The sequence below is a fragment of the Salaquimonas pukyongi genome, assembly GCF_001953055.1.
In the GTDB taxonomy this organism is placed as follows: domain Bacteria; phylum Pseudomonadota; class Alphaproteobacteria; order Rhizobiales; family Rhizobiaceae; genus Salaquimonas; species Salaquimonas pukyongi.
On record NZ_CP019044.1, the window covers coordinates 1,511,387 to 1,536,640 of the forward strand.

A 25,254-nucleotide genomic window follows, 5' to 3' on the forward strand; every position below is an offset into this window, starting at 1 on the left:
ATGCTTGTCGATTCCCACTGCCATCTCGATTTCCCCGATTTTGAGGAGGAATTGCCCGATGTTGTGGCCCGTGCCAGCGCTGCCGGCATCGCCCGCCTGGTGACCATCTGCACCTGGGTGAGCAAGTTTCCCCAGGTTCTGGCGGTGGCTGAAAAATTCGACCCGGTTTATTGTTCGGTCGGCACCCACCCCCACAACGCCCATGAGGAACTGGACGTCAAGGCGGATAAGCTGCTGGAACTTTCCAGCCACCCCAAGGTGGTGGCAATCGGCGAAGCCGGTCTCGATTATTTTTACCGGCAGGACCATGCGAAAGAACAGGCGCAGGGCCTGCGCACCCATATCGCCGCGGCGCGCGAAAGTGGCCTGCCGCTGGTAATTCACTCCCGTGATGCGGACGATGACATGGCCGCAATCCTGCGCGAAGAAACAGGGAAGGGTGCTTTTCCCTTCGTGCTGCACTGTTTTTCCTCTGGAAGGAAACTGGCCGAAACCGGGGTGGAACTGGGCGGCTATGTTTCCTTTTCCGGTATTTTGACCTTCAAGCGGTCCGAGGAATTGCGCCAGATCGCAGCGACCCTGCCGGCCAATCGCCTGCTGGTGGAAACCGATGCTCCCTATCTGGCGCCACAGCTCTGGCGGGGAAAACGCAACGAACCGTCCTACGTTACCCACACCGCCAAGGTGCTGGGAGAATGCCAGGGCGTTGACGAAGAGCGCATCGGATCGATCACCACCGAGAACTTTTTCCGGCTGTTCTCCAAAGTTCCGCCGCCGGCCGGTACGCAGATGAGCGCTTGAACGGCATGACGGACACCCTTCGCTTTACCGTTTTGGGCTGCGCATCCTCTCCCGGCGTTCCGCGCATTACGGGGGAGTGGGGGGCATGCGACCCGAAAAACCCGAAAAACCGCCGCACGCGCTGTTCGCTGCTGGTCGAGCGCTTCCGAAAGGGCGGCGGCAAGGAAGAGGTTACCCGTATCGTGGTCGATACGAGCCCGGATTTCCGCCAGCAGATGATCGATGCTGGAGCCCAAAGCCTTGACGCGGCGATCTTCACCCATGCCCATGCCGACCATATCCACGGCATAGACGACCTGCGCCAGTATGCCATCGCGCAGCACCAGCGCATTCCCGTCTATGCCGATACCGCAACCTTCGGCGAGTTGGCGGAAAAGTTCGGCTATATATTCAACTCCGCCGAAGGTTCGATCTATCCCCCGATCTGCGACTGGCACGAGCTGAAACCGGGAAAAACCACGGTGATTGAAGGCAGGGGCGGCCCGGTCGCCCTTCTGCCAGTGCACCAGATTCACGGCCCCATCCATTCGCTCGGTTTTCGCTTCGGGCCGGTTGATCCTGAAACCGGCGAGCTTGTGCTGTCCGGCGGGCTTGCCTATTCACCCGATGTCAGCGATTTGCCGCCGCAAAGTGCCGGCCAGCTTGAAAAGCTTGATGTGTGGATCGTCGACGCCCTGCAATATCGGGAGCACATCAGCCATTTTTCCCTTGCCGAGGCGCTCGACTGGATCGCACGCCTTTCGCCGGCCCGCGCATTGCTGACCCACATGCATATTCCGCTGGACTATGCCACCGTGAAGAATGAAACCCCCGATCACGTCGAGCCGGCCTATGACGGGTTGGTAGTGGAATTGAAAATTTAACACGCTTTAGAGCGTGTCCGGCTTAAATGGAATCGTTTGAGCGCCGGGAGTTTGGTCTTCGGCAAGGAGGAAAATGCGACGCAGTGCAGGCACTGTCAGTATTTTCCGACGCTGCCCGAAGGGCAAGGAACCAAGTTCAAACGATTGCAGAAAACCCGATACATTGATGATGTTAAGTGCCCGGCTGTGGTGTCTTTTGCGTTCTGGCTTCGTCGAAATCCTCGCGAGGTGGCAAGGCACCGCGCTGCGGTGTTCTCCTTGCCAGAAACGAAAAATCCATCCATGCAAACTGCTTCCATTTAAACCGGACACGCTCTAGCGAAGCTGAACGATAAAATCGGTGCCCCAGCCGGTTTCCGTTCCCAAACCGTTGTCGGAAACTGAAAAGGAGGCTCCGTGGCCGATCATCAGGGCGATGCGCTCGCGGGTCTTTGCATCAATGATCAGGCGGTCGAGGGCAGTGCGGGGATTGGAACGAACCAGCTGGCCCGAACCTTCAACCTCAAGCTTGTGATCGCGAACCACTGAAGGCGGAATCCGGCCTGCCATGGATACCGAGAGCCAGTTCAGCTGCTCCTTGTCGCCGGAAGCCAGAAAGAAATGGGTGCCGAGCGGTTCTTTCGGGTTGCGCAGGCCGATCGGTGCCGAAAACACCGGCAGATGGCCACGCCGCACGTAAATCATGCCGGGCAGGGGGCGTTCTTCACCTGCCGTGCTGTAGACCGTGTCGACCAGTTCCTCGCTCAGCATCCCGGTGGGAGCAAGGCCCTGCGCCTTCTGGAACCGGATCACCGCCTCGGCAGTACCTTTGCCGTAAAGACCGTCTACTTCGCCGGCTTCATGGCCCAGCCTGTTCAGCAGACGCTGCAATTCGCGGGTGATTTCACGGCGTGTGATCCGCGTTGCGTAGATCCGCAGCGGTTTGGGGATTTCTGCCGTCTGTTCCGGTTTTTCCACCGGCAGGCCCTCAAGCAGCCCGCCATTGGCAATGCCGTCAATGGTATCGCGCAGCGAAGCCATTTTTGCTTCTGCCGCTCCCGGCTGAAACAACGCCTTGTGTCGGATCGGTGCGGGCTGGAGCATTTCACGGGCAATCAGCACATGAGCGCCGCGCTCGGTCAGGTTGAACAACTGTTTGGCGAACTTGCCGGGCAGCCGCACACAGCCATGGGAAGCGGGCCAGGAAGGAACGGAATTTGACTGGTGCAGGGCAATTCCCGACCAGGTCAACCGCTGCATATAGGGCATCGGCGCCCCCGAATAGATATTGGAGCGATGGCGCCGCTTCTTCTCCAGGATGGAAAACACGCCCATTGGCGTATCGTATCCGGGTTTGCCGCTTGAAACCCTCGATGCCGCCAGTTTGTCCGTTCCCCGGTAGACGCGCAATTGCTGGTTATCGATGGAGACCGTCACCAGCACCGGGGCGTTTGCCTGGCTTTCATCTTCGCCGGAGCGGACGGTAAGTTCCTTCAGGCCCGATTTGCCCGCGGCCTGTTTGGCGGCCAGTGCAGAGGTGGCGAGTGCAGCGGTAACCAGCGCCGAGGACAACAACAGTGCTGCTGCCGGCAATGCCTTGTTCCCATTCCATCGCAGAGTGCTGCTCAGAACGCGGAAACCGCCGCGCTTGCCCGAGTTCAGAAAACCTGTTCGGAAAATTGCCGTTGAAACCACGTTTATCGATCCCCCAAGATCACCATAGTCATCCGTGCCCCAATGCCTTGCGCGCCTGTTTTGCGCCCTTTTGTTTTGCGCCGTTTTGTTTTGCGCCCTTGTTTCGCGCATCCGCCAGCTATTTGCCGGTTTTTGTCCTCGCCAATTTCTCCACGACGCTGCGCCTGTCCGCAATCTTCAATCAATCCTGCCAATGGGGTCAACGTTAGCACAGGTCAGCTCAAAACCGTTGCTGTGGTTTCCTTGTACCAGGGGTTCCCCTTTGCAGGAGGGCTTTTTGCCGGACAGAAACATTGCCGGCCGCGTGACCCGCATCCTGGGCGATAATCATGTGCACAATGTTAACCGGTTCGTTGTTTGATTTCCTGTAATGACGGTCTGAATTCGGTAAAGTAACTGACAGTTTGCCCATCTTTCGCCCGCGTGTGGCAGCCAGGCCGCAACCCATGGGGCGACGTTGTCACACGGAAGGGCAATCGAAGTTGCGGCCCGGGTGCGCTGCTTTGTTACCGCACAGGCGTTACAGGCGTTTTTTGAAGCCCGCAAAGCGGCGCGGTGGGGATCGGTCCAAGCCAGGCCGGGAGCAGTAGGGCGATGCACAAAGAGATACAAAGAGATGAGAAAATAAATTAGAAAAGAACTGCAAACCATTGAAATAAAGCAAGATCATACTCAACAGCCATATTAATATGGTTCCATAATATATCTTATGCGACTGGCGGATGCATGGTTTCGGGCAGCCGGCATGGGGTGTCTGGCGTTTCGTTTTTCCGGTCACGCTTGGAGCCTTGCCCCCTCAATCATCATCGTGGGGAACCTCCGCGCTACCCGGCAAGAACCACTTGCCGCTCCTTGCCGCCAATCTTCTCAGCAGACGAATCGCCGGCTCTGTTGAACTGGCCGTCAGCCCCTGGAGCGTGTCCGGTTTAAATTAAAGCAGTTTGCATGGATGGATTTTTCGCCTCCGGCAAGGAGAACACCGCAGCGCGGTGCCTTGCCACCTCGCGAGGATTTCGACGAAGCCAGAACGCAAAAGACACCACAGCCGGGCACTTAACATCATCAATGTATCGGGTTTTCTGCAATCGTTTGAACCTGGTTCCCTGCCCTACGGGCAGCGCCGGAAAATACTAACAGTGCCTGCACTGCGCCGCATTTTCCTCCTTGCCGAAGACCAAACGCCCGACGCTCAAACGATTCCATTTAAGCCGGACACGCGCTAGCCGAATGCCTGGCTTTGCCGATATCATCTTGCATGAATGACAAGCCGTTCTTGACACCAAAGGCTGCAGGATTGAGGGAATGGACCGGCAAACCGCCTCAAACCGGCACGGCTGCCAATCTTGCAAGAACCGTCCATCCATCCACAAATCCGGATTTTCAGTTGATGACCCCTTCCCGCGACATTTCCCGGCTTATCGAGATCATGGCGGCACTCAGAACGCCGCAAACCGGCTGCCCCTGGGACCTGGAACAGGATTTCCGTTCCATCGCCCCCTATACCATTGAGGAAGCCTATGAGGTGGCCGATGCGATCGAGCGCGGCGACATGGATGATTTGCGTCTGGAACTGGGCGATCTATTGCTGCAATCGGTCTATCACGCCCGCATGGCCCAGGAGGAAGGCCATTTCGACTTTGGCGATGTGGTCGAGGGCATTACCGCAAAGATGATTCGCCGCCATCCCCATGTCTTTGGAGATAAGCGCGGCGAAGAATACTCCGCCTCCGGCATGGCCAGCGGCACCTGGGAACGCATCAAGGCCGAGGAGAAGGCCGAGACGGCGGCCCGCAGGGATGAAATGGGCTTGCCGCCGAAAAGGAAAGGCGAAAGCCTGCTCGATGAGGTGCCTGCCGCCCTTCCCGGCCTCACCCTGGCCGTCAAGCTGCAGCAGAAGGCCGCAAAGGTAGGGTTCGACTGGAACGATCCCGGCGCTGTGCTGGCCAAGCTGCGCGAGGAAACCGAAGAGCTCGAGGCCGAACTTTCAGCCGAAAGCCCGGACGTTTCAGCCCTCAAGGACGAGTTGGGCGATGTCTTGTTTGTGCTGGCAAACCTTGCGCGCCATCTCGACATCGATCCCGAATCGGCCCTGCGGCGCACCAATCGGAAATTCCGCAAGCGCTTTGCCTATATTGAAAACAACATCGAACAGCGCACCGGCAAGCCCTTGTCCTCGGCCTCGCTTGAGGAAATGGAGGCGCTTTGGCAGGAAGCAAAAACAGCCGGAAGATAGGTCCAAACCCTGGCTTTTTTCACGAAGCCTGCGCCAGGAAGGCACGATAGCGCCCTTCCCTCACATTGGCATTCAGGCGCACGGTCAGGTCGATGCTGCCGTCCTCGTTGTCGCGGCGCGTCACAATGCTCCCGTCGCGGTAGATTTGGGGAAGCGTCGACAACTCGTCCGGTTCCAGATGCAACGTTACCAGACGGGCATCGCTGCCGATGGCCGCTTCAATACGCTCAAGCAGTGCCTCAATGCCCTCACCGGTCACTGCAGAGACCGCAATCGTGGCCTGTTCCTGCATGGTGTCGCGAATGCCGGCGAGCGCCTCTGCCGGCAGAAGATCGATCTTGTTGAGAACCTCGACAACCCCTTGTCTGCCTTCTTCGCCGATGCCGAGATCGGAGAGAATAGCATAGACGTCTTCTGCCTGGGCCGCATTTTCCGGATCGGCAATATCGCGCACGTGAAGGATCACGTCGGCTTCCACAACCTCTTCAAGCGTTGCCCTGAAGGCGGCGATCAGATGGGTCGGCAGGTCGGAAATGAAACCGACCGTATCCGACACGATAACCTCCGTGCCGCCGGGCAGGGTCAATTGGCGCAGGGTCGGATCGAGCGTGGCGAACAGCATGTCCTTGGCCAGTACTTTCGACCCGGTCAGGCGGTTGAACAGGGTTGATTTGCCGGCATTGGTATAGCCGACGAGGGCAACCACCGGATGGGGCCTGCGCTTGCGGCCCGCACGATGCAGTTCACGCGTGCGGCGCACCTTTTCAAGCTCGTTTTCAAGCTTGATGATCTTCGCCTGAATTTCCCGGCGGTCGGCCTCGATCTGGGTTTCACCGGGTCCCCCCATGAAACCGGCACCGCCGCGCTGGCGCTCAAGGTGTGTCCATTGGCGCACCAGCCGGCCCTTCTGGTAGTTCAGATGGGCAAGATCGACCTGCAGGCGCCCTTCCCTGGTTCGCGCCCGGTCTCCGAAGATTTCCAGAATAAGTCCGGTGCGGTCGAGCACCTTGCAGTTCCAGGCCTTTTCCAGATTGCGCTGCTGGATGGGCGAAAGCGCATGATCGACGATTGCCAGGCCAATTTCGCCTGCCTTGATGATGCCGGCGATTTCCTCAACCTTGCCGGTTCCCATCAGGGTCGCCGGCTTGATGGTTTTCAGGGCAATGACCCCGGCCTCGGCGACCACAAGGCGAATGGCCTCGGCAAGCCCCCTTGCCTCCTCAAGCCGTGAGGCTGCGGAGCGGCTGGGCGCTGCATGATTGGGGCCGGCGCGCAGATCGGGCACCAGCACGATGGCGCGTTCGGGTTTCTGCGCTTCGTCCTGTGACCACTGAAAGCGGGCACGCCCACCTTCGGTGGGTTCACTCAACGATCATCCCCGCTGTCGCTGTCCGGCCCCAGATTGACCGGAGTGGCCGGCATGATGGTGGAGATGGCATGCTTGTAGACAAGTTGTGCAATGCCGTCGCGTTTCAGCAATACGCAGAAATTGTCAAACCAGCTTACCACACCGTTCAGCTTCACGCCGTTGACCAGAAAGATGGTCAGCGGAATCTTCTGCTTGCGTACCTGGTTGAGAAAGGCATCTTGTAGGTTTTGTTGTTTGTCCGCCATGGGTCCTGCATTGGTTGCAACGAACGCCGCCCCCATGTCGACCTTGCGGTGTTCGTTCTTGTTATCGGCGGCACGAGCCGTGCCGCCGTTTGCAGGCCGATGAGCGCATATAAATTGCATGAAGGAAGGTATTCAAGCGAAACTTGTCACCAATCCTCAACCTTGATGTCACAGGGCAGGCGATGAACTGCTGCCGCCAGAGCGTGTCCTGGTTAGCTGGAAGCAGTTTGAATGGATGGATTTTTCGCCTCTGGCAAGGAGAATACCACAGCAGGATGTTTATCCATCCTGCGAGGATTTCGACGAAGCCAGCGCGCAAAGACACCACAGGTGATGCAATACCATGTTGAATAGCTTCTGTTTTCTGCAATCGCCTGAACCTGGTTCCCGGGTCTTTGGGCTGCGTTGCAAAACGCTGAGAGTACCTGCACTGCTGCGCTTTTTGCGCCTTGCCGAAGACCCGGTAACCGGCGTTCAAACGATTCCATCCAACCAGGACACGCTCAGCTGCTGTTTGGGCTCAATATCTAGCGCCCCAGCCAGCGGAAAGGATTGATCACGACCAGGAAAACGACCACTTCCAGATGACCGATCAGCATGATGGCAGCCAGCGCCGCTTTCATGCCGATACCCATTTCATGATAGGCAAGCCAGCCTTCTGCGCCGCGTGCCGCCCAGTCCGGAGAGTAGGCCGGGCCCGCATTGGTGAACGCTGCCACGCTTGCCGTGATGCTCGCCTGAAAATCCAGCCCCAGGACTGCAAGCAGCCCGGCGCCGGCGGCAATCGTCACGATACTGGAGATGCACATCACCCAGATCGCCTTCATGATCTGCAGGTTGTAGGTTTCGGTGCCGAAACGCCGTGGCGACACGGCATGGGGATAGACCAGCTTGGCCAGATCCTGCCTGGCGTGAAACAGCATGGCGCCGACACGGTAGAATTTGAGACCGCCGGCTGCAGAATAGGTGCCGCCGCCGATCAGCAGAATGGCAAAGACGAAGGCCGGTGACAGCAGGGTGAAGATGCCGGCATTGCTTTGCAGGCCGGAGGTCGCAACCAGCGAGGCGGCATTGAAGATGGCTTCGCTGATCAGGGAAAACGTGCCCGCCGCCTGGCGCATGCCCGGCGTGGTCAGAAAAATCATCATCAAGAATATGCTGATCGCCAGCATGATGGCGATCAGATAGTAGGATTCGCGGTGGCGGCGCAGATTGTCCACCTGCCAGCGGCCCACCATGCGGTGCCAATAGACACTGGTGGAGGCAAGCATGAAGAAGACGGCGATAACCAGCAGGGTTGCCGGTGTGCCCAGTTCGAAGAGCTGGCCGCCGGGCGGAAGATAGCCGCCGGAACTGATGGCTGTCGCCGACAGGATCAGGCTGTCAAACGGGGAAACGCCCGTCATCAACAGCAGGGCGAAACAGGCCAGCGTCGCACTGACATAATAGCGCGTCAGGCTGTTCGTCATCCGGCTTATGCCGCTGGATGCCCTGCCCGGCCCCTCGCCGATACTGCGCCGCGTTTTCGGCAGGCCGCCAACGCCGGTGGGCCCCAGCAGCACGAGGAAGGTCAGGATCGTCAGCAGGCCGCCGGTCCATTGCAGGCTGGCGCGAAGAACGATGGCGGAGGCAGGGCGCGTTTCCAGGCTTCCAAGCCCGTCTGCCGCCGTGGTCGTCAGCGCCGAAACGGCCTCGAACAGGGCATGGGAATAGGGAATGCCGAACGTCCCGGCGATCGGAAAGGCAATGGCTGCGGGAAACAGCACCCAGCCGAAAACCGCCAGCATGAGCGCGGTACTGCGCTTGAGCACGGTTCCCCTGTCCTGGGTGGCGACCAGCAGATTGACCGATAAAAACCCGCCCAGCGCCGCATAGATCAGCAGCGAGAACCCGTTTTCCGTCTCGTTGAAGCCGAACGCCGTCAGCGCCGGAACCAGCAAGACAGCGCTGATGAACGTGCCAACCAGGCCAATATAGTTGAACAGCGCAAACACGCAGTGCCCTAGAAGTATTCGAGGCTGACACGGAACATCTGTTCCACCTGTCTAACGCGCTCGGCAAGTGCCAGAATGATGATTGAATCGCGTGGCCGTATCACGGTGTTGCCACCAGGCTGCACGAATTCGCCTTCATGCAGGATGGCGCCGATGCGGATGCCGTCCGGCAGATCGAGTTCGGCCAGCGGTTTGCCCACCAGCGGCGAAGTATCAAGCGCCTGTGCCTCGACAACTTCCGCCAGGCCGTTCTGGATCGAATACACGCCCTTGATGCGGCCGCGCCGCACATGTTGCAGTACCCGTGAAATGGTCACCGACCGGGGATTGATATAATCATCGATGCCCAGTGATTTGGTAAAGCCGTGATAGCCGGCATTGTTGAGCAGGGCGAGGTTGGAACCGCATCCAAGTTTCTTCGCCAGCACACTGGCCAGAATGTTGACCTGATCGTCATTGGTGATCGAAACCATCAGATCGGTCTGGTTGATGCCCGCTTCCATCAGCAGGGACTCGTCCAGGGCACTGCCATGCAGGATTACCGTCCGGTCGAGCCCTTCTGCCATGCGCACTGCGGTTTCCCGAGAACGCTCGATCACCCGCACCCTTGCAGACGGCATCATTTCCTCGATCTTGCGGCACAGATAAAGGCCGATATTGCCGCCGCCGGCGATCACGATGCGGCTGGCCTCTCCCCGCTCCTTGCCGAAGATCGACAGGGTCCGCCGTGCCTGGCTGCGGTCTGTGACCACATAGGCCAGGTCGCCGAACAGGATCTGGTCGCCCGATCTTGGAGCGATCATCTTGCCGTTGCGCGAAATGCCGACAACGGTCGCGTTGAGGTCTGGAAACAATTCGCTCAACTGGGAAAGCGGCGTGTCGATGACCGGGCATTCCTCATCGCAGTCAATGGCCAGCATCGCCACCTTTTCATCGGCAAAGGGAACGATGTCGCGTGCGCCGGGAAGGGCGATGCGCCGCAAAATGACTTCCCCCACCTCGATTTCCGGCGAGATGATCACATCGATCGGCATGTGCTGGCGGGCGAACAGGTTCTGCCAATGGGGCTGGCGATAGCTCTGGGCACGAATCCGGGCCAGTTTGGTGGGAACGTTGAACAGCGAATGGGCAACCTGGCAGGCTACCATGTTCACTTCGTCATACAGCGTGACGGCGATGATCATGTCCGCCTGCTCGGCCCCTGCCCTGGCCAGCACGTCAGGATGCGAGCCATGGCCGTAATAGCCGCGCACATCCAGCTTGTCCTGAATGTTCTGCACAAGCTCGGCGGAGTTATCGATCACCGAAACATCGTTGCCTTCCTTGGCAAGCCGCTCGGCAATGCCGTACCCCACCTGGCCGGCTCCGCATATGATGATCTTCATGACGCCCCCGGAGCGAAGTTCATAGCGGAGTTCATTGCGGAGTTCATTTCCAGTCTGGCTCCCCATATCCGCTGCTGTGAGTACACTGGACCAGGAGTGGAACGTTCAACTGGCTGCGGCTGACGGGCTTTTTGCCTCATCCGTTCCATCGTCCACTGCCCCCTCGTCGTCGTTTTGGGAATCGCTCCCGCGCTTTTTGTCGAACAGCCCCAGCATCTTCAGTTTGCGGTGCAATGCGGAGCGTTCCATACCAACGAATGCGGCTGTGCGCGAGATGTTTCCGCCAAAACGTGCTACCTGGGCGGCAAGATAATCGCGCTCGAAGCACTCCCTGGCCTCTTTCAGCGGAAGCGAAAGCAGGTGTTCGCTTTCGCCGCTGTCGACCGAGGGCAGCATTTCGCCGATTTCGCTCGGCAGCATGTCAGCGCTGATAACCTCCCCCTCGCCTACCCGCGAAAGGATCATCAACCGCTCCACATTGTTGCGCAGCTGGCGCACATTGCCTGGCCAGTTGTGTGCCTGCAGCACGGCAAGCGCGTCCTCGCCCATGGTGCATTTGCGTATCCCCGACTGGCGGGAAATCTGCCCCATGAAGGCTTCGATCAGTTCGGGAATGTCCTCGCGGCGGTCGCTGAGCGGGGGGACGGCCAGCGGCACCACCGCCAGACGGTGGAACAGATCCTCGCGAAACGCGCCCTCCGCCATCAGTTTTTCCAGATCGCGGGCGGTCGAGGAAAGCACCCGCACATCCACCTTGACGCGGTTCGAACCGCCAATGCGCTCAAACTGCTGCTCTACCAGAACCCGCAATATCTTGTTCTGGGTGTCGCGCGGCATGTCGGCCACTTCATCGATATACAGCGTTCCGCCATGGGCCTCTTCCAGCGCGCCAACCTTTCGTGGTGTGCCGTCGCTCCCCTCGCTGCCGAAAAGCTCGTATTCCATCCGGTCCGGCGTGATCTGGGCCGCATTAAGCACGGTGAACGGGCCCTTTGAACGGGCCGACAGGCGGTGAATGGTGCGCGCCACCAGTTCCTTGCCAACCCCCGACCCGCCGATGATCATCACCCGGCTGTTTGCCGGCGCAATCTTCTCGATCGTCTGGCGAAGCGCCGCCATGGCCGGTGAAGAACCGATCAGTTCCGGCATGTCGGTGCTTTTTTCCTGAAGTTCGCGAATCTGTTTCTTCAGGCTTGAGGTTTCCAGGGCCCGGTCGGCAACCTGCAGCAGCCGGTCGACCTTGAAAGGCTTTTCGATGAAGTCGTAGGCACCATTCTTGATGGCCGAAACGGCGGTCTCGATATTGCCGTGGCCGGAAATCATTACCACCGGCAGGTCGGGGTGGTCTTTCTTTACCATTTCCAGCAGTTCCAGCCCGTCCAGCTTCGACCCCTGCAGCCAGATATCCAAAAACACCATGCTCGGCCGCCGTTCGGCAATGGCAGCCAGTGCCGAATCGCTGTCGCCGGCGGTGCGGGTTCCGTGTCCCTCATCTTCCAGAATACCCGCGACCAGTTCCCGGATATCCTGTTCATCGTCGATTACCAGAATGTCGGTAGCCATCAGGACGCCTTCTTCCTTTCTTTCGATTGTCCGCTTGCCGGTTTCGTTTTGGAGCCTTTTGCAGCCGTGTCGTCAGCCTGCTCCTCCTCGCCGGTTGCAGCCATCTGCCCCTCTCCGGACAAAGGTATGCGCAGCCGGGTTCTCGTGCCGCGGCCGCCTTCCGCAGCCTGCGGCGCATCCATCAATTCGATGCCGCCGCCATGGTCTTCCATGATCTTTCGCACGATGGCGAGGCCAAGCCCGGTCCCCTTCTGACGGGTGGTCATATAGGGTTCCAGCAGCTTCTCGCGATTTTCCTCCGGCAATCCCTTGCCGTTGTCGGTCACGTCGATGACGATCATGTCCCGGTCATGCCAGGTCTTCACCTGGATGCGGCCCGGATTGGCCTCATCCGGGGCGGAGATGCCCCCTCAATGGCTTCCACCGCGTTCTTGATCACATTGATCAGCGCCTGGGAAAGCAGCCGTTCATCAAACAGGGCAGGATTGGCAGCCTCGGCAAGATCAAGCTCGAACTGGATGGAGGGATTTGCAACCTTCTGGCTGAACAGCGCTTCCTGTACGGTCGAGGACAGATCCCCCTCACGCATTTCCGGCTTCGGCATACGGGCGAAGGAAGAGAACTCGTCGACCATTCTGCCGATATCGCCGACATGGCGGATAATCGTATCGGTGCATTGGTCGAAGACTTCGCGGTCTTCGGTAATGTATTTGCTGTAGCGCTTCTTGATGCGTTCGGTGGAAAGCTGGATGGGGGTCAGCGGATTCTTGATCTCGTGTGCGATGCGGCGTGCAACATCCGACCAGGCGGTGCTGCGCTGGGCGGCCACAAGCTCGGTAATATCGTCGATGGTGATGACAAAGGAATGCTGTTTCGTTTCCTCCCTTTCCTGGGTCACCTGTACGTTCAGCGTCTTGCTCTGCCCGCCGATCAGCAAGGTCAATTGTTCACGGTGTTCGCTGCGGCCGCCCTTGCGCGCTCTTTCCAGTACCTCGCCCAGTTCGGGAAAGGCCTTGCCGATCGGCGTGCCCGGCGCAAGCGGCTGCCCGAGGATTGAGGCTGTCGCCGAATTGGCAATGCCCACCTTCCCCTCGTTGTCAACGCCGATCACCGATGCGGTAACGCCGGAAAGCACGGCTTCGGTAAAGCGTGCCCGGCGGTCGATGTCCTTGTTGGCCTGCAGCAACTGGCCACGCTGCTGTTTGAGCTGCGTGGTCATGATGTTGAAGGTGTCGCCAAGGTTTTTGAAGTCGCCCTCATTGTGCTTGGTATCGACGCGAACATCGAGATTGCCATGTGAAATCTCGTCTGCCGCGCCGATAAGCCGCCGGATCGGCCGCACGAAGCGGTCGGCAACGGAAATGCCCATCCAGATCGCCGCCAGCAGGATCATCAGCGCCATGGCAAGGTACAGCACGGCAAAGGTGAGTTGGACGGGAAGCCGGCTCAGCTCCAGCTCGTTATATTCATTGGTGTTGGCTTCCATTTGCCGCACGGCTGACAGCACGTCTTCGCGCAAGGGTCTTACCGTGTACAAAAAGGCGTCGGGAATGACCCGCATCTTCAACACACACCCCACCAGGTTTGAATTGCCATGGGGGATGAAGATCACGTCTCCGCTTTCCGCCGCCTCAAATGATTCGGGCGGAACTTCGGGTACCTTGATGTCCGGATTGACATTGGTGGTGATGATCGGCTCGCCGTCGGCGCGGACCAGTTGCGCCTGGATCATGCCCCTGCCCCGCGTCTGCAGCCTCATCAACTCGGTAAAGCCCGTCCGGTCCAGGCTGTAGAGCCGCCGCGCCCGGTCAAGCTCACTGGCCATGGAAACCGTCGCGTTGATGTGAACCTGCGTGCTTTCGTCGAGATAGGCATTGGCAACCGACATCGACCCCTCGACGATTGCCTTGGTGCGCAGTTCGAACCAGCGGTCGAGGCCGAGATCGAGGGTGATGGAGGCGACGATCGCAACCATGATCGCCGGGAGCGCGGCCACCAGGGCAAACAGGCCGACAATGCGTATGTGCAGTCTTGCCGCCGCCCGTCCCTTTTGGCGGGAGCGCAGCAGCCGTGCGACTTCCATGCCGATCAGCGAGGCCAGCACGAGCGCGAGCAGCGTATTGGCGGCAAGGGCAATCGTTACAACGGTCCGGTTTGGCTCCAGAGGCGTCAGACCGAAAAGGATAAGAAAGCTGAAAACACCGGTGATCAGCAGCGAAACCACGGTCACGGTGCCGAGCTTGCGCGTTATGGAGCGGTATTCAGACGGATTGACGGCGGCGGAAGCCGGCGCTTCGCGCGTTTTCTCCCCGCCTGCCATCCGGGCGTTCTCCATGGCCGGTGAAACCGTAGTGTTGCTCACGCTGCCCTATTCCAGTGGTTAAACGAAATGCGCCGGGGGTCACGCCGCCCCCATGGATGACCTGTTGCATCTCTGCAACGCGAATGTGGCAAAAAGGAAACACAAAATCAAACGAATTGCGTGAAGCCATCGCTAAGCGTTCCGGCGCATTGCATCCCTGCCGGCCTGTTATTCAGCGGCGCGGATCGATATCCAGCTCGCGAATCTTCTTGCGCAGCGTGTTGCGGTTGAGACCAAGGACCTCCGCGGCCCGTATCTGGTTGCCGCGGGTATAGGAAAGCGTGCCGAGAATGAGCGGCTTTTCAAGGCGCTTCAGCACGTCCCGGTAAAGGCCGCCCGGTGCGTTGCCCGCTTCATAGGCCTGGAAGTGGTTTGCCACCCAGTTTTCGGTGGCCAGTGAAATGTCGGCAAAATCGCCGGCGCTGGAAACCGCCGGCGGCGCTGCTTCCGACGTGGACAATTCACGGCGGACAATCTCGCCACCGATGGTATCCTGTGAATAAAGGGCGGAGAGTCTCAAAATGAGGTTTTCCAGTTCGCGCACATTGCCCGGCCAGTCATAGCGCCGCATGGCTTCAATCCCGCCCGCATCGACCACCTTTCTGTCGAGGCCGTTGCGTTCGTTGAGCGCCAGAAAGTGCTCCACCAGATCGGGGATGTCCTCACGCCGCTCGCGCAGGGCCGGAAGGCGAAGCGGCACCACATTGAGCCGGAAAAACAGGTCTTCCCTGAATTCACCGTTCTTGATGGCCGACCGAAGATCCTTGTTGGTAGCCGCAACGATGCGCACATCGCTTTTGATCGGCGTGCGCCCGCCAACCGTGGTGTATTCTCCTTGCTGAAGGACGCGAAGCAGCCGGGTTTGCGCCTCCATCGGCATGTCGCCGATCTCATCGAGAAACAGCGTGCCCCCTTCGGCCTGCTCGAACCGCCCGCTCGAACGGGTCAGTGCGCCGGTAAAGGCGCCTTTCTCATGACCGAACAATTCGCTTTCTATCAGGTCTCTCGGGATTGCCGCCATGTTGATGGCAACAAACGGGCCGTTTTTGCGCTTGCCGTATTCATGCAGGGCGCGGGCGACCAGTTCCTTGCCGGTTCCAGATTCGCCGCTGATCAGCAGGGTAAGGTCGGTCTGCATGAGCCGCGCCAGCACGCGGTAGACGTCCTGCATGGCGCCAGAGCGCCCCACCAGCGGCATGTCGGGCGGTGCAGCCGCGCTGTCGGCTTCCCCCTTGCTGCCATGGGTCTCGCTTGCCGCGCGCTCTGCAATGGCAATCAATTGCTGCAGGTCAAAAGGCTTCGGCAGATATTCATAGGCGCCAAATTCCGATGCCCTTATGGCCGTCATGAACGTGTTCTGGGCGCTCATGACGATGACCGGAAGTTCGGGGCGGCTGCGCCGGAACTTGGGAAGATATTCGAAGGCATCCCCATCGGGCATCATGACGTCGGTAACAACGAGGTCGCCCTCACCGGCAGAAATCCAGCGCCAAAGCGTGGCCAGGTTCGAGGTGATCCTTACTTCAAACCCTGCCCGGCTGAGCGCCTGGCTTACCACGGTCCGGATTGCCGCATCGTCATCGGCGATGAATGCCAGCCCCTTGCTCATGCGATATCTCCGCTTTTTGCCGGTCCAGGGGCAGCATCGTGCCCGGCTTGTTGCAACGCCCCGGCCCCCGCTTTCACCCTATCGCCAGCCGTGCGGTCATGATCGGTACGGTGCACCGGCAGCAGGATGCGAAAGCAGGCGCCCTCGCCTTCACTGTCGCATTCCACGACACCGCCATGATTGCCGATGATCTTGGCAACCAGTGCCAGGCCAAGGCCGGTTCCGTTGGTCTTGGTCGTGATAAAGGGATCGAAAATCTGTCCCCCGCGCAGGTCTTCGGGAATGCCGGGGCCGTTGTCCCGCACGCAGATTTCAATCGGCAGCCCCACGCGCTCCCCTGCGCCGGGGATCGACAGGTGAATGCCCGGCCGGTAGCCGGTGGTCAGCGTGATTTCCGGCGCATCGGCCGCTTCAACCGATTCTGCGGCGTTCTTCACCAGGTTCAAAAACACCTGGATCAGTTGATCGCGGTTTCCCGTTACCAGCGGCAGGGAGGGATCATACAGTTCGCGAAACGATACGCCCGCACCAAACCCCGACTGGGCCGACAGGCGCACCTGTTCCAGCACCGAATGGATGTTGACCGGATCCTTTTCCAGCGGCCGTTCGTCGGAAAACACCTCCATGCGGTCGACCAGGTGGACGATGCGGTCGGTTTCTTCCTTGATCAGATATGTGAGAGCCCGGTCATCGGTGCCCGCCGACATTTCCAGAAGCTGGGCTGCACCGCGAATGCCCGATAGCGGGTTCTTGATTTCGTGCGCCAGCATGGCGGCAAGCCCGGTCACCGAGCGGGCGGCATTGCGGTGGGTCAGCTGGCGGTCGAGCTTTTCTGCTGCCGTTTTGGGAAGAAACTGCAACACCACCCATCCCGCCTCTTCTCCATGAGGGGCGGCAAAGACGTCGACCACCTTCTCCTTGCCGAGGCGGGGCGAGGAAACATCGATACGGTATTCGCTGATGCCGGACTGTTCCACCCGCACCTGTTCGATCAGGGAAAGGACCGGACTGCCGAACGGCAGAAAATAGGAAATCTCCTGGCGGCAGATGAACGGCACCGAAGAGCGCAGAAATTCTTCCGACGCAAGATTGGCATGGCGCAGCCGGTTGTCAGCATCGACCAGCAATACCGGATGCGGCAGCGAGTCGAGGATCGCCGTGCCGTTTGCCCGCTCGGTCTGCCGTGCCCCCATCAGGCAACCCGCTTCCCGGTGCCGGGCAGAACACCGCTGTACAGTTCTCGTTCAAGGGCCGCCAGCCTGTCCTCGACCAGGGCGGCGCTGCGGCTGGTCATGATCTCCCGCTTCACCCCCCCCGCTACAGCAAACGGCAGCCGTTCCATCCACCAGCCGGCATGTTTGCGCGCGCACCGCAACCCCAGGGGTTCGCCGTAAAAGGCGATCATGTCGCGGTAGTGCTCGACGATGGAATAGCAATGTTCGCTGCTGAGCACCTCGCCTGAAAGCTCGCGGGAAAGGTCTCCCGGCAGGTTGGGTTGCCCGTAACAGGCACGGCCCAGCATGACACCGTCAGCGCCTGACGCAGCCATTGCGGCGTGAGCCGTTTGCGCGCACCCGATGTCGCCATTGACGATAAGGGGAACCCTGACCGCATCGCACACCGCCCGAACGGCATGCCAGTCCGCCCTGCCCTTGTAGAATTGGCAGCGCGTGCGGCCATGCACCGTGATCATCTTAACGCCGGCGTCAACGGCGCGGCGCGCCAGTTCCGGCGCATTGATGGAAGTGTGATCCCAGCCCAGCCGCATTTTCAGCGTGACAGGCAGTTTTACGGCCCCGGTCACCGCTTCGACCAGCGTCATGGCATGGTCCAGATCGCGCATCAGCGCCGACCCTGAAAGCCCGTTGGTCACCTTGCGTGCGGGACACCCCATGTTGATGTCGATCATGTCGGCACCATTGGCTTCGGCGAGCCTGGCGGCATGATCCATCCATTTGGCCTGGCGCCCGGCCAGTTGCACCACATGAAAGGGCAATCCGGCGCTTTCCGCCTTCATCCGCATTTCCATGTGGCCGGTAACCAGCGCTTCGCTTGCCACCATCTCCGAAAACACCATGCCGGCACCACAGCGCCAGGCAGCCCGGCGGAACGGCACATCGCTTACCCCAGACATTGGCGCCAGCAGGACATTGTTGCGCCATTGAACGCCGCCAATGGTCAGCGGACGAACGATGCCAGTGCCAGTGTCAGGGTCAGGGTTAGCATCGGTGCCGGCGCCTGCCACGGAACGATCCAGCGGGATTGCTCCTGCCTCAGCCGGTATTTTACGCCCGTTTTGGGCCGTCCTGCTTGCCGGGGAATTGCCCATAAATTAATCCGAGTTCCAGATTGCCGCTTTTCTAGACATTTGAACCTGGATGCACAATGGTTGAAATGCCGCAGGGCACCGCGTAGGTCATGGGGCGCCGCAGCAAGGCAAGGTTTGTTTATTACCTGGTAGCAAAGGAATTCGCGTGTCAGGCAGCTCTCAGTCCCCGGCCGGCTTCACCGCCGCCATCATTGTTGCAGCCGGACGCGGCAGCCGAATGGGCGATGCAGGTTCTGCGCCCAAGCAATATGCCCGGCTCGGCGGACAATCGCTGCTGGCCCATAGCTGCAAGGCGTTCCTCGATCATGGCGATGTGGCTGTGGTATTGCCGGTCATCCACCCCGGCGATGTTTCCTTGTTCAACGAAGCCGTGTCGCCCCATCCCGATCTGCTCGCGCCGGTCTTTGGCGGCGCAACGCGCCAGCAAAGTGTCCATGCCGGACTCAAGGCACTGGCTGAACGTGAGACAAAACCGGACACGGTTCTGGTTCACGATGCGGCCCGCCCGTTCATCAGCGCATCGACGATCACCGCAGTTTTGCAGGGCATTGAAGAAAGCACCGGCGCCCTGCCGGGGCTTGCCGTGCCGGACACCGTCAAACGGGCCAGGAGCGATGGCCTCATCGAGGAGACCCTTTCCCGGGACGGGCTTTATCTGGCGCAAACCCCGCAGGGTTTTTTGTTCGGCGATTTGCTGGCAGCCCATGATAACGCGGCAGCCGAAGGGCATTCAGGTTTCACCGATGATGCCGCCGTCGCCGAATGGGCCGGGCTCAGCACCGTCATCGTGCCTGGAAATGCTGAGAACTTCAAAATTACAACCAAACGGGATTTGAATAAAGCTTTTGATATCATGCAAGTAAACAAAAAACTTGATGTAAAGCATCCGCATGTTGGTCACGGGTATGACGTGCACCGCCTGGTTCAGGGCGGACCGATCGTGGTGTGCGGCATCGAGATTGCCTCGAAGTTGCGGGCCGATGGCCATTCCGATGCCGATGTGGGGCTGCACGCATTGACGGATGCACTCCTGGGAGCGATCTGCGATGGCGATATCGGCAGCCATTTCCCGCCTTCCGATCCCCGGTGGAAAGGTGCTTCATCCGACCGTTTCCTTGCCCATGCCTGCCGGCTGGCGCGGGAAAAAGACGGTGACATTGTCCATCTCGATGTTACGCTGATCTGCGAGGCGCCGAAAATCGGTCCTCATCGCGATGCCATGCGCAGCCGTATTGCCGGGATCTGCGGCCTTTCCGCCAGCCATGTATCGGTAAAGGCCACGACCCATGAGCGCATCGGCACAATTGGCAGGGGCGAAGGCATTGCTGCCATGGCAACAGCGACGGTGATGATGCCGGCCATGTCTGCCGGTCTGGTGGCCGGCGAAGAGGAAACCGCACAAGGATAAAGCGATGATCGTGACTTCGGAACTGGGGGAGACCGCACGGTATGTCCTTTCCGCTTTCCGCGAAGCAGGCCAGACCATTGTTTCTGCCGAATCGTGTACGGGCGGGCTGATTGCAGCCCTGCTGACCGACAGTGCCGGTGCTTCCGATGTATTCGAGCGGGGCTTCGTCACCTATTCCAACGAAGCGAAAATCGATTGCCTTGGTGTGCACGCTGAAACGCTGGCAGAACACGGCGCTGTATCGGCCGAGACCGCCATGGCAATGGCCGAGGGCGCGCTTGCCCGCTCAAAGGCCACGGTGGCGGTTTCCGTTACCGGCATTGCCGGGCCCGGCGGCGGCAGCGCCGAAAAGCCGGTGGGGCTGGTTTTTGTCGGCATAGCCGGCCCCATGGGCCTGTTTGTGGAGGAATTGCAGCTCGGCGCGGTGGGACGGGAACAGATTCGCGCCCAAACCGCCCAGGCAGCCCTGGAAATGCTCGTTGCCTTTGGCCTTGATGAGGAAGAGGGAGAATCCCCCAAGAGCCGGAATTCAATTGAGGCGGAAGCAGAACATTTCTGGATGGTTCCGTCTGCCCCGTCTATAGCTCTGTTTTTACTGGAAAAACCTTGTTCATCGTCATGGGCGGCTTCTGTACACGCAGCTGTGATCAAATTTCCGGTTTACGGCGAAGAAAAAGCGCGTATGATGAAAAAAAGTGCTGGAGTGTGACGAAATACACACACTTGCCATAATTGACACCCTATATTGGGTTCATCGGTAACGAACCAATACCGGTGAAAAAGAAACAAAACTCATTGGCCTGACCTCCAGTCCCCCCATCCCCGCATCAGGCCAAAAGTGCCCCGGAGTGCTCCCCACACTCCGGGGTCTTTTCTTTTCAGCGCCCCTATGCGGAGGAAGATTTGCCCGGCCTGCCATAAATGGCATCGGCGCGCTCCTCGAAGGCACGGGTAAACCTGGCAAACGCCCTTTCGAACATGCTTCCCATCAAAACCGCCAGTACCCGGCTCTTGAACTCATAATCGATGCTGAAATGGACGTTGCAGCTTTGCGGGCCGGTGTTTGAAAAGGACCAGTGGTTATCGAGATAGCGGAACGGCCCGTCGAGATATTTGGCATGAATTTCCAGCGCTGCCGGGTTGAGCAGCACCTGGCTGGTGAAGGTTTCGCGGATGGCCTTATAGCCCACCGACATGTCGGCGATCAGGATGATGCGGCCGCCCTTTTCGCGCCGCGAGCGCACGTCCAGCGCTTCGCAAAGCGGCACGAACTCGGGATACTGCTCGATGTCTGCAACCAGATCGAACATGTCCTGTGCCGTATGGCGTACCGGATGAACTTTGGCAAAGGCTGGCAAGGTGGTTCAGGCGGTTTTTTGAAGCTGCCGTTCGCGCGCTTTGCGCAGTCTGGCGAAATCCTCGCCGGCATGGTGGGAGGAACGGGTGAGCGGTGAGGATGAAACCATCAGGAAGCCCTTGGTATAGGCAATCGTCTCGTAGGACTTGAACTCCTGCGGTGTAACGAAGCGCTTTACCGGATGGTGCTTGCGCGATGGTGCCAGATATTGCCCGATGGTGATGAAGTCCACCTGCGCGGTGCGCAAGTCGTCCATCAACTGCAACACTTCGTTGCGCTCCTCGCCAAGCCCCACCATGATGCCTGATTTGGTAAAGATTGCGGGATCGATTTCCTTGACCCGCTCCAGCAGCCGGATCGAGTGAAAATAGCGCCCGCCGGGACGAACGGTCAGATAGTTCGACGGCACGGTTTCCAGATTGTGGTTGAAGACGTCGGGTTTGGCTGCAACGACGGTTTCCAGCGCGCCTTCCTTGCGCAGAAAATCGGGCGTCAATATCTCGATCGTCGTAGCCGGTGAAGCGGCCCGGATTGCCCCGATCGTTTCGACAAAATGCTGTGCACCCCCGTCGTCAAGATCGTCCCGGTCGACGCTGGTGATCACCACATGATTAAGGCCGAGCTTGAGCACCGCCTCGGCGACATTTCGCGGTTCGTCGGGATCAAGCGGGCCGGGCAGTCCCGTGCGCACATTGCAGAAGGCACAGGCCCTGGTGCAGATCTCGCCCATGATCATCATCGTGGCGTGCTTTTTTGACCAGCACTCGCCAATGTTCGGGCACCCGGCTTCCTCGCAAACGGTCACGAGGTTGTTTTCCTTCACGATTTTCCGCGTTTCCTCATAGACCGGCGTGCCGCCGGCCTTGACGCGTATCCAGTCCGGCTTGCGCAGCACGTCATTGTCGGGCCGCTTCGCCTTTTCTGGGTGGCGCGGCCTGTTTTCGCTGCTCTTGTTCTCACCGGAACCGGGTTCGGTGCGCGGTGCCGTGTCGATCAGGGTTACCATGGCTTATTTCTCGCCGTCCTTCGTATGATAGATGGGGGTATCGCCGCCCTTGCCCGCCTCGTTCTTTCGGGCATCGCTCCTGCCCGGATCATTTGCGGGGATGTTCGTGGTGCCGGTCGGCCAGTCTCCCGGCTGCGGTTCGCGCATGCGAGGCGCCTTGCCGCTGCGCCCGAACAGCCAAAGGATTGCGATGGCGCCCAGGGTTGCCACCACCAGATTGCCGAAAAACCCGTACCATTGAAATCCGGCAAAACCGGCCGCCGTACCACCCACAAACGAACCGGCAATGCCGACCAGGATATTGGTCAGCAGACCGTGATCGCGGTTCATGACCCGTTCTGCGATCCATCCGGCAAGAAACCCGATCAGCAGCATGCCGAAAAAGCCAACCCCGGCCATGCCCATGATCCCGAATTCCGGTCCGTATGCATGCATCATGACTTAGTGCGCCTTCTTTTTCTGTCCACTGGCAGTTTCATCCGCCGCCATCGCCTTGTTCTGGTTGGGAGGTTTTCCGCCGGCCACCAGCTTGAATATCAGTGCCGCCGGCAATCCCAGCACAAGCCCCAGAACCGCGCTCGATGCGACCGAGGCCAGAACCCCGTCCAGCCCCTCGGCGCTTTCACCATTCGGCCCGAAGGGAATGTGAACGGCCTGCGGGTTGAGCAGGTTCAGCGTTCCCACCAAAAGCCCCAGCAGCGTTATCACCAGAAAAATCCAGCCGCCGACCAGCAGCGGCAAGGGCCATCGTGGTTTTTGGGCGGCTGTCACGGTTTCAAACCTTCATTGAGCCTTCAGGCAATGACCCTGGCAAGGATCACCACGATGATGGCGCCGATCGTCGATGTGATGATCTGGTTGGCGATCACGCTGCCGGTCGCAATATTGATGTTCAGGGCATTGAACAAAAAGCCGCCAACAAACGAGCCGATCACGCCGATGATGACGTAGTAGAACAGCCCGCCGCCGCCTACCACTATGCTTGCCAGCAGGCCGGCGATCGCACCCACTGCCAGAAAGATCAAAATTGCCTTTGCGTCCATTTGCTTGCTCCTTTGCCGGTTCCGGTGTTTGGGCTCAAGACCGCCTGCGCTTTGCCGCATAGCTGCCGCCGACAATCCCGCCGGCAACACCGATCATCATGTGAATATAGGGATTACCGCCCAGAACGAAATACATGGCACCGCCGATCAGCAATCCAAGAACCGCCCATACAACCACCAGCGCCGGATTATTCGCCATGTTTTCTCTCCACGCATATGTGACTTAAGACCGCCGGACCGGCTGTTTTAAGCATTCAGCACCCGGCCATAGGCATCCAGTACGCTTTCCTTCATCATTTCAGAAAGCGTTGGATGTGGGAAGATGGTGTGCATCAGTTCTTCTTCGGTGGTCTCAAGCCCCATGGCAACGACAAACCCCTGGATCAGTTCGGTGACTTCCGCACCGACCATGTGCGCGCCGATAAGTTCGCCGGTCTTCTTGTCGAAGATCGTCTTGATCATGCCCTGATCCTCGCCAAGCGCAATCGCCTTGCCATTGGCGCCGAATGAAAACCGCCCGACGCGAATGTCCCTGCCCGCTTCCTTGGCCCTTGCTTCCGTCAATCCGACCGAGGCAACCTGGGGATGGCAGTAGGTGCAGCCGGGAATCTTGTTTTTGTCCATGGCATGAACGCCCGGAACCCCGGCAATCTTCTCAACGCAGACAACGCCTTCATGCTCGGCCTTGTGTGCCAGCATGGGCGGGCCGGCCACATCGCCGATGGCATAGATGCCGTCCACATTGGTGCGGCAGTAATCGTCGATCACCACACAGCCCCGGTCGGTCTTGATGCCAAGGTCTTCAAGACCGAGGTTTTCGATGTTGCCCTGAACGCCGACGGCCGAGATCAGCCGGTCGGCTTCCATTATCTCGGTTTTTCCGCCCTTCACTTCCACCGTAGCCTTGACGGAGTTGGACCCTTTTTCGACCTTGCTGACCTTGGCGTCGGTATGGATTTTCAAGCCGGCCTTCTCCAGCTGCTTGCGGGCAAGGGTGGAGATTTCGGCATCTTCAACCGGCATGATGGTGGGCATCAGCTCGATCACCGTCACATCGCAGCCCATGGCATTGTAGAAAGAGGCAAATTCGATGCCGATGGCGCCCGACCCCATCACCAGCAGCTTCTTCGGCAGTTCCGGCGGCACCATGGCTTCAAAATAGGTCCAGATCAGCTTGCCGTCCGGTTCGATACCCGGCAGGGCCCGCGGCCTTGCGCCGGTGGCCAGGATGATGTGCTTGGCCGAATACTCTCCCTCCCCCAGCGTCCCCTTGGGCGCGGGATGCTGCGGTTCCATCGGCTTCTTCGAGGATTTGGAGACCTTGATCTTGCCTTTGCCGGCGAGTTTCGCTTCGCCCCAGATGACGTCGATCTTGTTCTTTTTCATCAAAAACCCGACACCGCCGTTAAGCCGTGCCGAAACCCCGCGCGAACGCTCCACCACTGCCTTGACATCAGCGGTAACGGTGCCTTCCAGCTTCAGCCCGTAATTCTTGATATGGTCGGCATAGTGCTTGATTTCCGCCGAGCGCAGCAGGGCCTTTGTCGGGATGCAGCCCCAGTTGAGGCAGATGCCGCCCAGATGCTCACGCTCGACAATCGCGGTCTTGAACCCCAGTTGTGCCGAGCGGATCGCGGTAACGTATCCGCCCGGTCCCGAACCGATGATGATAACGTCGTAACTGTCTGCCACTTGCATGCTCCTTTGCTGGGCCGGCTTGCTGCGTCCGGCCAGGTCCGGGATGCAAATGGCCGTGATCAGCCTGCCAGCATCCCGTACAGTTCATCCTTGAGCCGCATGCGCTGTTTTCGCATTTCTTCCATGTGGAAGTCGTCGGTCGGCTCGATATCGGTTTCGGCCCGGTGGATTGCCCGGTTTACCTCATGGTATTCGTCGAAAAGCTTCGCGAAATGGGCATTGCCCGTTTTCATTTCGTGAATCTTGCCGGCCTGTTCGGGAAATTCCTCGGCCAGTTCATGCGGCACGTTTGACATGCAATGTCTCCTTCCAGTG

The 25,254-nt window shown here is 59.4% G+C and carries 22 protein-coding genes and 3 pseudogenes; 5 read left to right on the forward strand and 20 right to left on the reverse strand.

Going from position 1 to position 25,254, the window contains the following annotated elements; genetic code table 11:
- Together BVL55_RS07330 and BVL55_RS07335 are read left to right on the forward strand one after the other, a co-directional pair.
- Entirely contained in the window at window positions 1-801 is an 801-nt protein-coding gene (locus BVL55_RS07330) for a TatD family hydrolase (RefSeq protein WP_075996341.1), read from the forward strand.
- A 5-nt stretch (window positions 802-806) separates the two neighbouring features.
- Entirely contained in the window at window positions 807-1,664 is an 858-nt protein-coding gene (locus BVL55_RS07335; RefSeq protein ID WP_075997994.1) for an MBL fold metallo-hydrolase, read from the forward strand.
- A 315-nt stretch (window positions 1,665-1,979) separates the two neighbouring features.
- Here BVL55_RS07335 and BVL55_RS07340 read toward each other — a convergent pair whose 3' ends face one another.
- Entirely contained in the window at window positions 1,980-3,236 is a 1,257-nt protein-coding gene (locus BVL55_RS07340) for a L,D-transpeptidase family protein (protein WP_162841466.1), read from the reverse strand.
- A gap of 1,489 nt (window positions 3,237-4,725) precedes the next feature.
- Here BVL55_RS07340 and mazG point away from each other — a divergent pair.
- The gene (mazG, locus tag BVL55_RS07345) at window positions 4,726-5,571 is read left to right on the forward strand and encodes a nucleoside triphosphate pyrophosphohydrolase (RefSeq protein ID WP_075997996.1); all 846 of its coding nucleotides are present in this window, start codon (window positions 4,726-4,728) and stop codon (window positions 5,569-5,571) included.
- Between the two features lie 19 nt (window positions 5,572-5,590).
- Here the strand turns inward: mazG and hflX are convergent, their stop codons facing one another.
- The 11 genes and pseudogenes from hflX to dusB all read right to left on the reverse strand — a co-directional run bounded on the left by hflX (window position 5,591) and on the right by dusB (window position 18,292).
- Window positions 5,591-6,940, reverse strand: coding sequence for a GTPase HflX (gene hflX, locus BVL55_RS07350; RefSeq protein ID WP_075996342.1), 1,350 nt, complete (start codon window positions 6,938-6,940; stop codon window positions 5,591-5,593).
- Window positions 6,937-7,185 carry an RNA chaperone Hfq gene (gene hfq / locus BVL55_RS07355; RefSeq protein ID WP_075997997.1) on the reverse strand — a complete coding sequence of 83 codons (249 nt, stop codon included), beginning with the start codon at window positions 7,183-7,185 and terminating at the stop codon, window positions 6,937-6,939. The genes hflX and hfq overlap by 4 nt, the downstream gene beginning before the upstream one ends.
- A gap of 61 nt (window positions 7,186-7,246) precedes the next feature.
- The gene (locus tag BVL55_RS16470; RefSeq protein ID WP_156892463.1) at window positions 7,247-7,663 is read right to left on the reverse strand and encodes a hypothetical protein; all 417 of its coding nucleotides are present in this window, start codon (window positions 7,661-7,663) and stop codon (window positions 7,247-7,249) included.
- A gap of 49 nt (window positions 7,664-7,712) precedes the next feature.
- On the reverse strand, window positions 7,713-9,179 hold the full coding sequence (locus tag BVL55_RS07360; RefSeq protein ID WP_075996343.1) for a potassium transporter TrkG: 1,467 nt from the start codon (window positions 9,177-9,179) through the stop codon (window positions 7,713-7,715).
- Between the two features lie 8 nt (window positions 9,180-9,187).
- Window positions 9,188-10,564, reverse strand: a complete 1,377-nt coding sequence (trkA, locus tag BVL55_RS07365) for a Trk system potassium transporter TrkA (protein ID WP_075997998.1) — start codon at window positions 10,562-10,564, stop codon at window positions 9,188-9,190.
- A gap of 204 nt (window positions 10,565-10,768) precedes the next feature.
- Window positions 10,769-12,127 (reverse strand): annotated as a pseudogene (gene ntrX, locus BVL55_RS07370) (nitrogen assimilation response regulator NtrX); the annotation flags it as partial.
- The gene (locus BVL55_RS07375; RefSeq protein ID WP_075996344.1) at window positions 12,127-12,492 is read right to left on the reverse strand and encodes an ATP-binding protein; all 366 of its coding nucleotides are present in this window, start codon (window positions 12,490-12,492) and stop codon (window positions 12,127-12,129) included. The gene BVL55_RS07375 and the pseudogene ntrX, both read right to left, overlap by 1 nt.
- A complete protein-coding gene (locus BVL55_RS07380) occupies window positions 12,489-14,489 on the reverse strand; it encodes a sensor histidine kinase NtrY-like (RefSeq protein ID WP_156892464.1) in 2,001 nt (666 codons plus the stop codon). Before BVL55_RS07380 ends, BVL55_RS07375 begins: the two co-directional genes overlap by 4 nt.
- 172 nt (window positions 14,490-14,661) lie before the next feature.
- On the reverse strand, window positions 14,662-16,098 hold the full coding sequence (gene ntrC, locus BVL55_RS07385) for a nitrogen regulation protein NR(I) (RefSeq protein WP_075996346.1): 1,437 nt from the start codon (window positions 16,096-16,098) through the stop codon (window positions 14,662-14,664).
- Window positions 16,095-17,291: a two-component system sensor histidine kinase NtrB gene (locus BVL55_RS07390; protein WP_075996347.1), complete on the reverse strand. Its 1,197-nt coding sequence runs from the start codon at window positions 17,289-17,291 to the stop codon at window positions 16,095-16,097. Before BVL55_RS07390 ends, ntrC begins: the two co-directional genes overlap by 4 nt.
- On the reverse strand, window positions 17,291-18,292 hold the full coding sequence (gene dusB / locus BVL55_RS07395) for a tRNA dihydrouridine synthase DusB (protein ID WP_428977282.1): 1,002 nt from the start codon (window positions 18,290-18,292) through the stop codon (window positions 17,291-17,293). Before dusB ends, BVL55_RS07390 begins: the two co-directional genes overlap by 1 nt.
- Window positions 18,293-18,572: 280 nt before the next feature.
- Between dusB and BVL55_RS07400 the strand changes: the two genes are divergently transcribed.
- Together BVL55_RS07400 and BVL55_RS07405 are read left to right on the forward strand one after the other, a co-directional pair.
- On the forward strand, window positions 18,573-19,835 hold the full coding sequence (locus BVL55_RS07400; protein ID WP_075996348.1) for a bifunctional 2-C-methyl-D-erythritol 4-phosphate cytidylyltransferase/2-C-methyl-D-erythritol 2,4-cyclodiphosphate synthase: 1,263 nt from the start codon (window positions 18,573-18,575) through the stop codon (window positions 19,833-19,835).
- A 4-nt stretch (window positions 19,836-19,839) separates the two neighbouring features.
- A pseudogene (locus BVL55_RS07405) lies at window positions 19,840-20,319 on the forward strand (CinA family protein); the annotation flags it as partial.
- Between the two features lie 403 nt (window positions 20,320-20,722).
- On the opposite strand, the gene BVL55_RS07410 reads toward BVL55_RS07405, so the two are convergent.
- The 8 genes and pseudogenes from BVL55_RS07410 to BVL55_RS07440 all read right to left on the reverse strand — a co-directional run bounded on the left by BVL55_RS07410 (window position 20,723) and on the right by BVL55_RS07440 (window position 25,235).
- Entirely contained in the window at window positions 20,723-21,145 is a 423-nt protein-coding gene (locus BVL55_RS07410; protein ID WP_205410864.1) for a type II toxin-antitoxin system RatA family toxin, read from the reverse strand.
- A 54-nt stretch (window positions 21,146-21,199) separates the two neighbouring features.
- Window positions 21,200-22,198 carry a lipoyl synthase gene (gene lipA, locus BVL55_RS07415; RefSeq protein WP_075996351.1) on the reverse strand — a complete coding sequence of 333 codons (999 nt, stop codon included), beginning with the start codon at window positions 22,196-22,198 and terminating at the stop codon, window positions 21,200-21,202.
- 156 nt (window positions 22,199-22,354) lie between these two features.
- Window positions 22,355-22,633, reverse strand: a pseudogene (locus tag BVL55_RS07420) (GlsB/YeaQ/YmgE family stress response membrane protein); the annotation flags it as partial.
- Between the two features lie 6 nt (window positions 22,634-22,639).
- Window positions 22,640-22,969 (reverse strand): hypothetical protein, encoded by a 330-nt coding sequence (locus BVL55_RS07425; RefSeq protein ID WP_156892465.1) that lies wholly within the window; start codon window positions 22,967-22,969, stop codon window positions 22,640-22,642.
- 23 nt (window positions 22,970-22,992) lie between these two features.
- Window positions 22,993-23,241: a GlsB/YeaQ/YmgE family stress response membrane protein gene (locus BVL55_RS07430; protein ID WP_075996353.1), complete on the reverse strand. Its 249-nt coding sequence runs from the start codon at window positions 23,239-23,241 to the stop codon at window positions 22,993-22,995.
- A 34-nt stretch (window positions 23,242-23,275) separates the two neighbouring features.
- A complete protein-coding gene (locus BVL55_RS16475; RefSeq protein ID WP_156892466.1) occupies window positions 23,276-23,440 on the reverse strand; it encodes a hypothetical protein in 165 nt (54 codons plus the stop codon).
- A 47-nt stretch (window positions 23,441-23,487) separates the two neighbouring features.
- Window positions 23,488-24,933, reverse strand: coding sequence for a dihydrolipoyl dehydrogenase (gene lpdA / locus BVL55_RS07435; protein WP_075998000.1), 1,446 nt, complete (start codon window positions 24,931-24,933; stop codon window positions 23,488-23,490).
- Window positions 24,934-24,998: 65 nt separating this feature from the next.
- Window positions 24,999-25,235 carry an HP1242/YdcH family protein gene (locus tag BVL55_RS07440; protein WP_075996354.1) on the reverse strand — a complete coding sequence of 79 codons (237 nt, stop codon included), beginning with the start codon at window positions 25,233-25,235 and terminating at the stop codon, window positions 24,999-25,001.
- Window positions 25,236-25,254: the final 19 nt, after the last annotated feature.

What these genes read in the sequence shown, in the direction of transcription:
- ntrC (WP_075996346.1), bottom strand. Translation starts at nt 16,098, where the DNA reads ATGAGCAAGGGGCTGGCATTCATCGCCGATGACGATGCGGCAATCCGG.
- BVL55_RS07410 (WP_205410864.1), bottom strand. Translation starts at nt 21,145, where the DNA reads ATGTTCGATCTGGTTGCAGACATCGAGCAGTATCCCGAGTTCGTGCCG.
- BVL55_RS07440 (WP_075996354.1), bottom strand. Translation starts at nt 25,235, where the DNA reads ATGTCAAACGTGCCGCATGAACTGGCCGAGGAATTTCCCGAACAGGCC.
- BVL55_RS07330 (WP_075996341.1), top strand. Translation starts at nt 1, where the DNA reads ATGCTTGTCGATTCCCACTGCCATCTCGATTTCCCCGATTTTGAGGAG.
- BVL55_RS16475 (WP_156892466.1), bottom strand. Translation starts at nt 23,440, where the DNA reads ATGGCGAATAATCCGGCGCTGGTGGTTGTATGGGCGGTTCTTGGATTG.
- BVL55_RS07335 (WP_075997994.1), top strand. Translation starts at nt 807, where the DNA reads ATGACGGACACCCTTCGCTTTACCGTTTTGGGCTGCGCATCCTCTCCC.
- lipA (WP_075996351.1), bottom strand. Translation starts at nt 22,198, where the DNA reads ATGGTAACCCTGATCGACACGGCACCGCGCACCGAACCCGGTTCCGGT.
- BVL55_RS07430 (WP_075996353.1), bottom strand. Translation starts at nt 23,241, where the DNA reads ATGGACGCAAAGGCAATTTTGATCTTTCTGGCAGTGGGTGCGATCGCC.
- hfq (WP_075997997.1), bottom strand. Translation starts at nt 7,185, where the DNA reads ATGGCGGACAAACAACAAAACCTACAAGATGCCTTTCTCAACCAGGTA.
- BVL55_RS07390 (WP_075996347.1), bottom strand. Translation starts at nt 17,291, where the DNA reads ATGGGGGCACGGCAGACCGAGCGGGCAAACGGCACGGCGATCCTCGAC.
- trkA (WP_075997998.1), bottom strand. Translation starts at nt 10,564, where the DNA reads ATGAAGATCATCATATGCGGAGCCGGCCAGGTGGGGTACGGCATTGCC.
- mazG (WP_075997996.1), top strand. Translation starts at nt 4,726, where the DNA reads ATGACCCCTTCCCGCGACATTTCCCGGCTTATCGAGATCATGGCGGCA.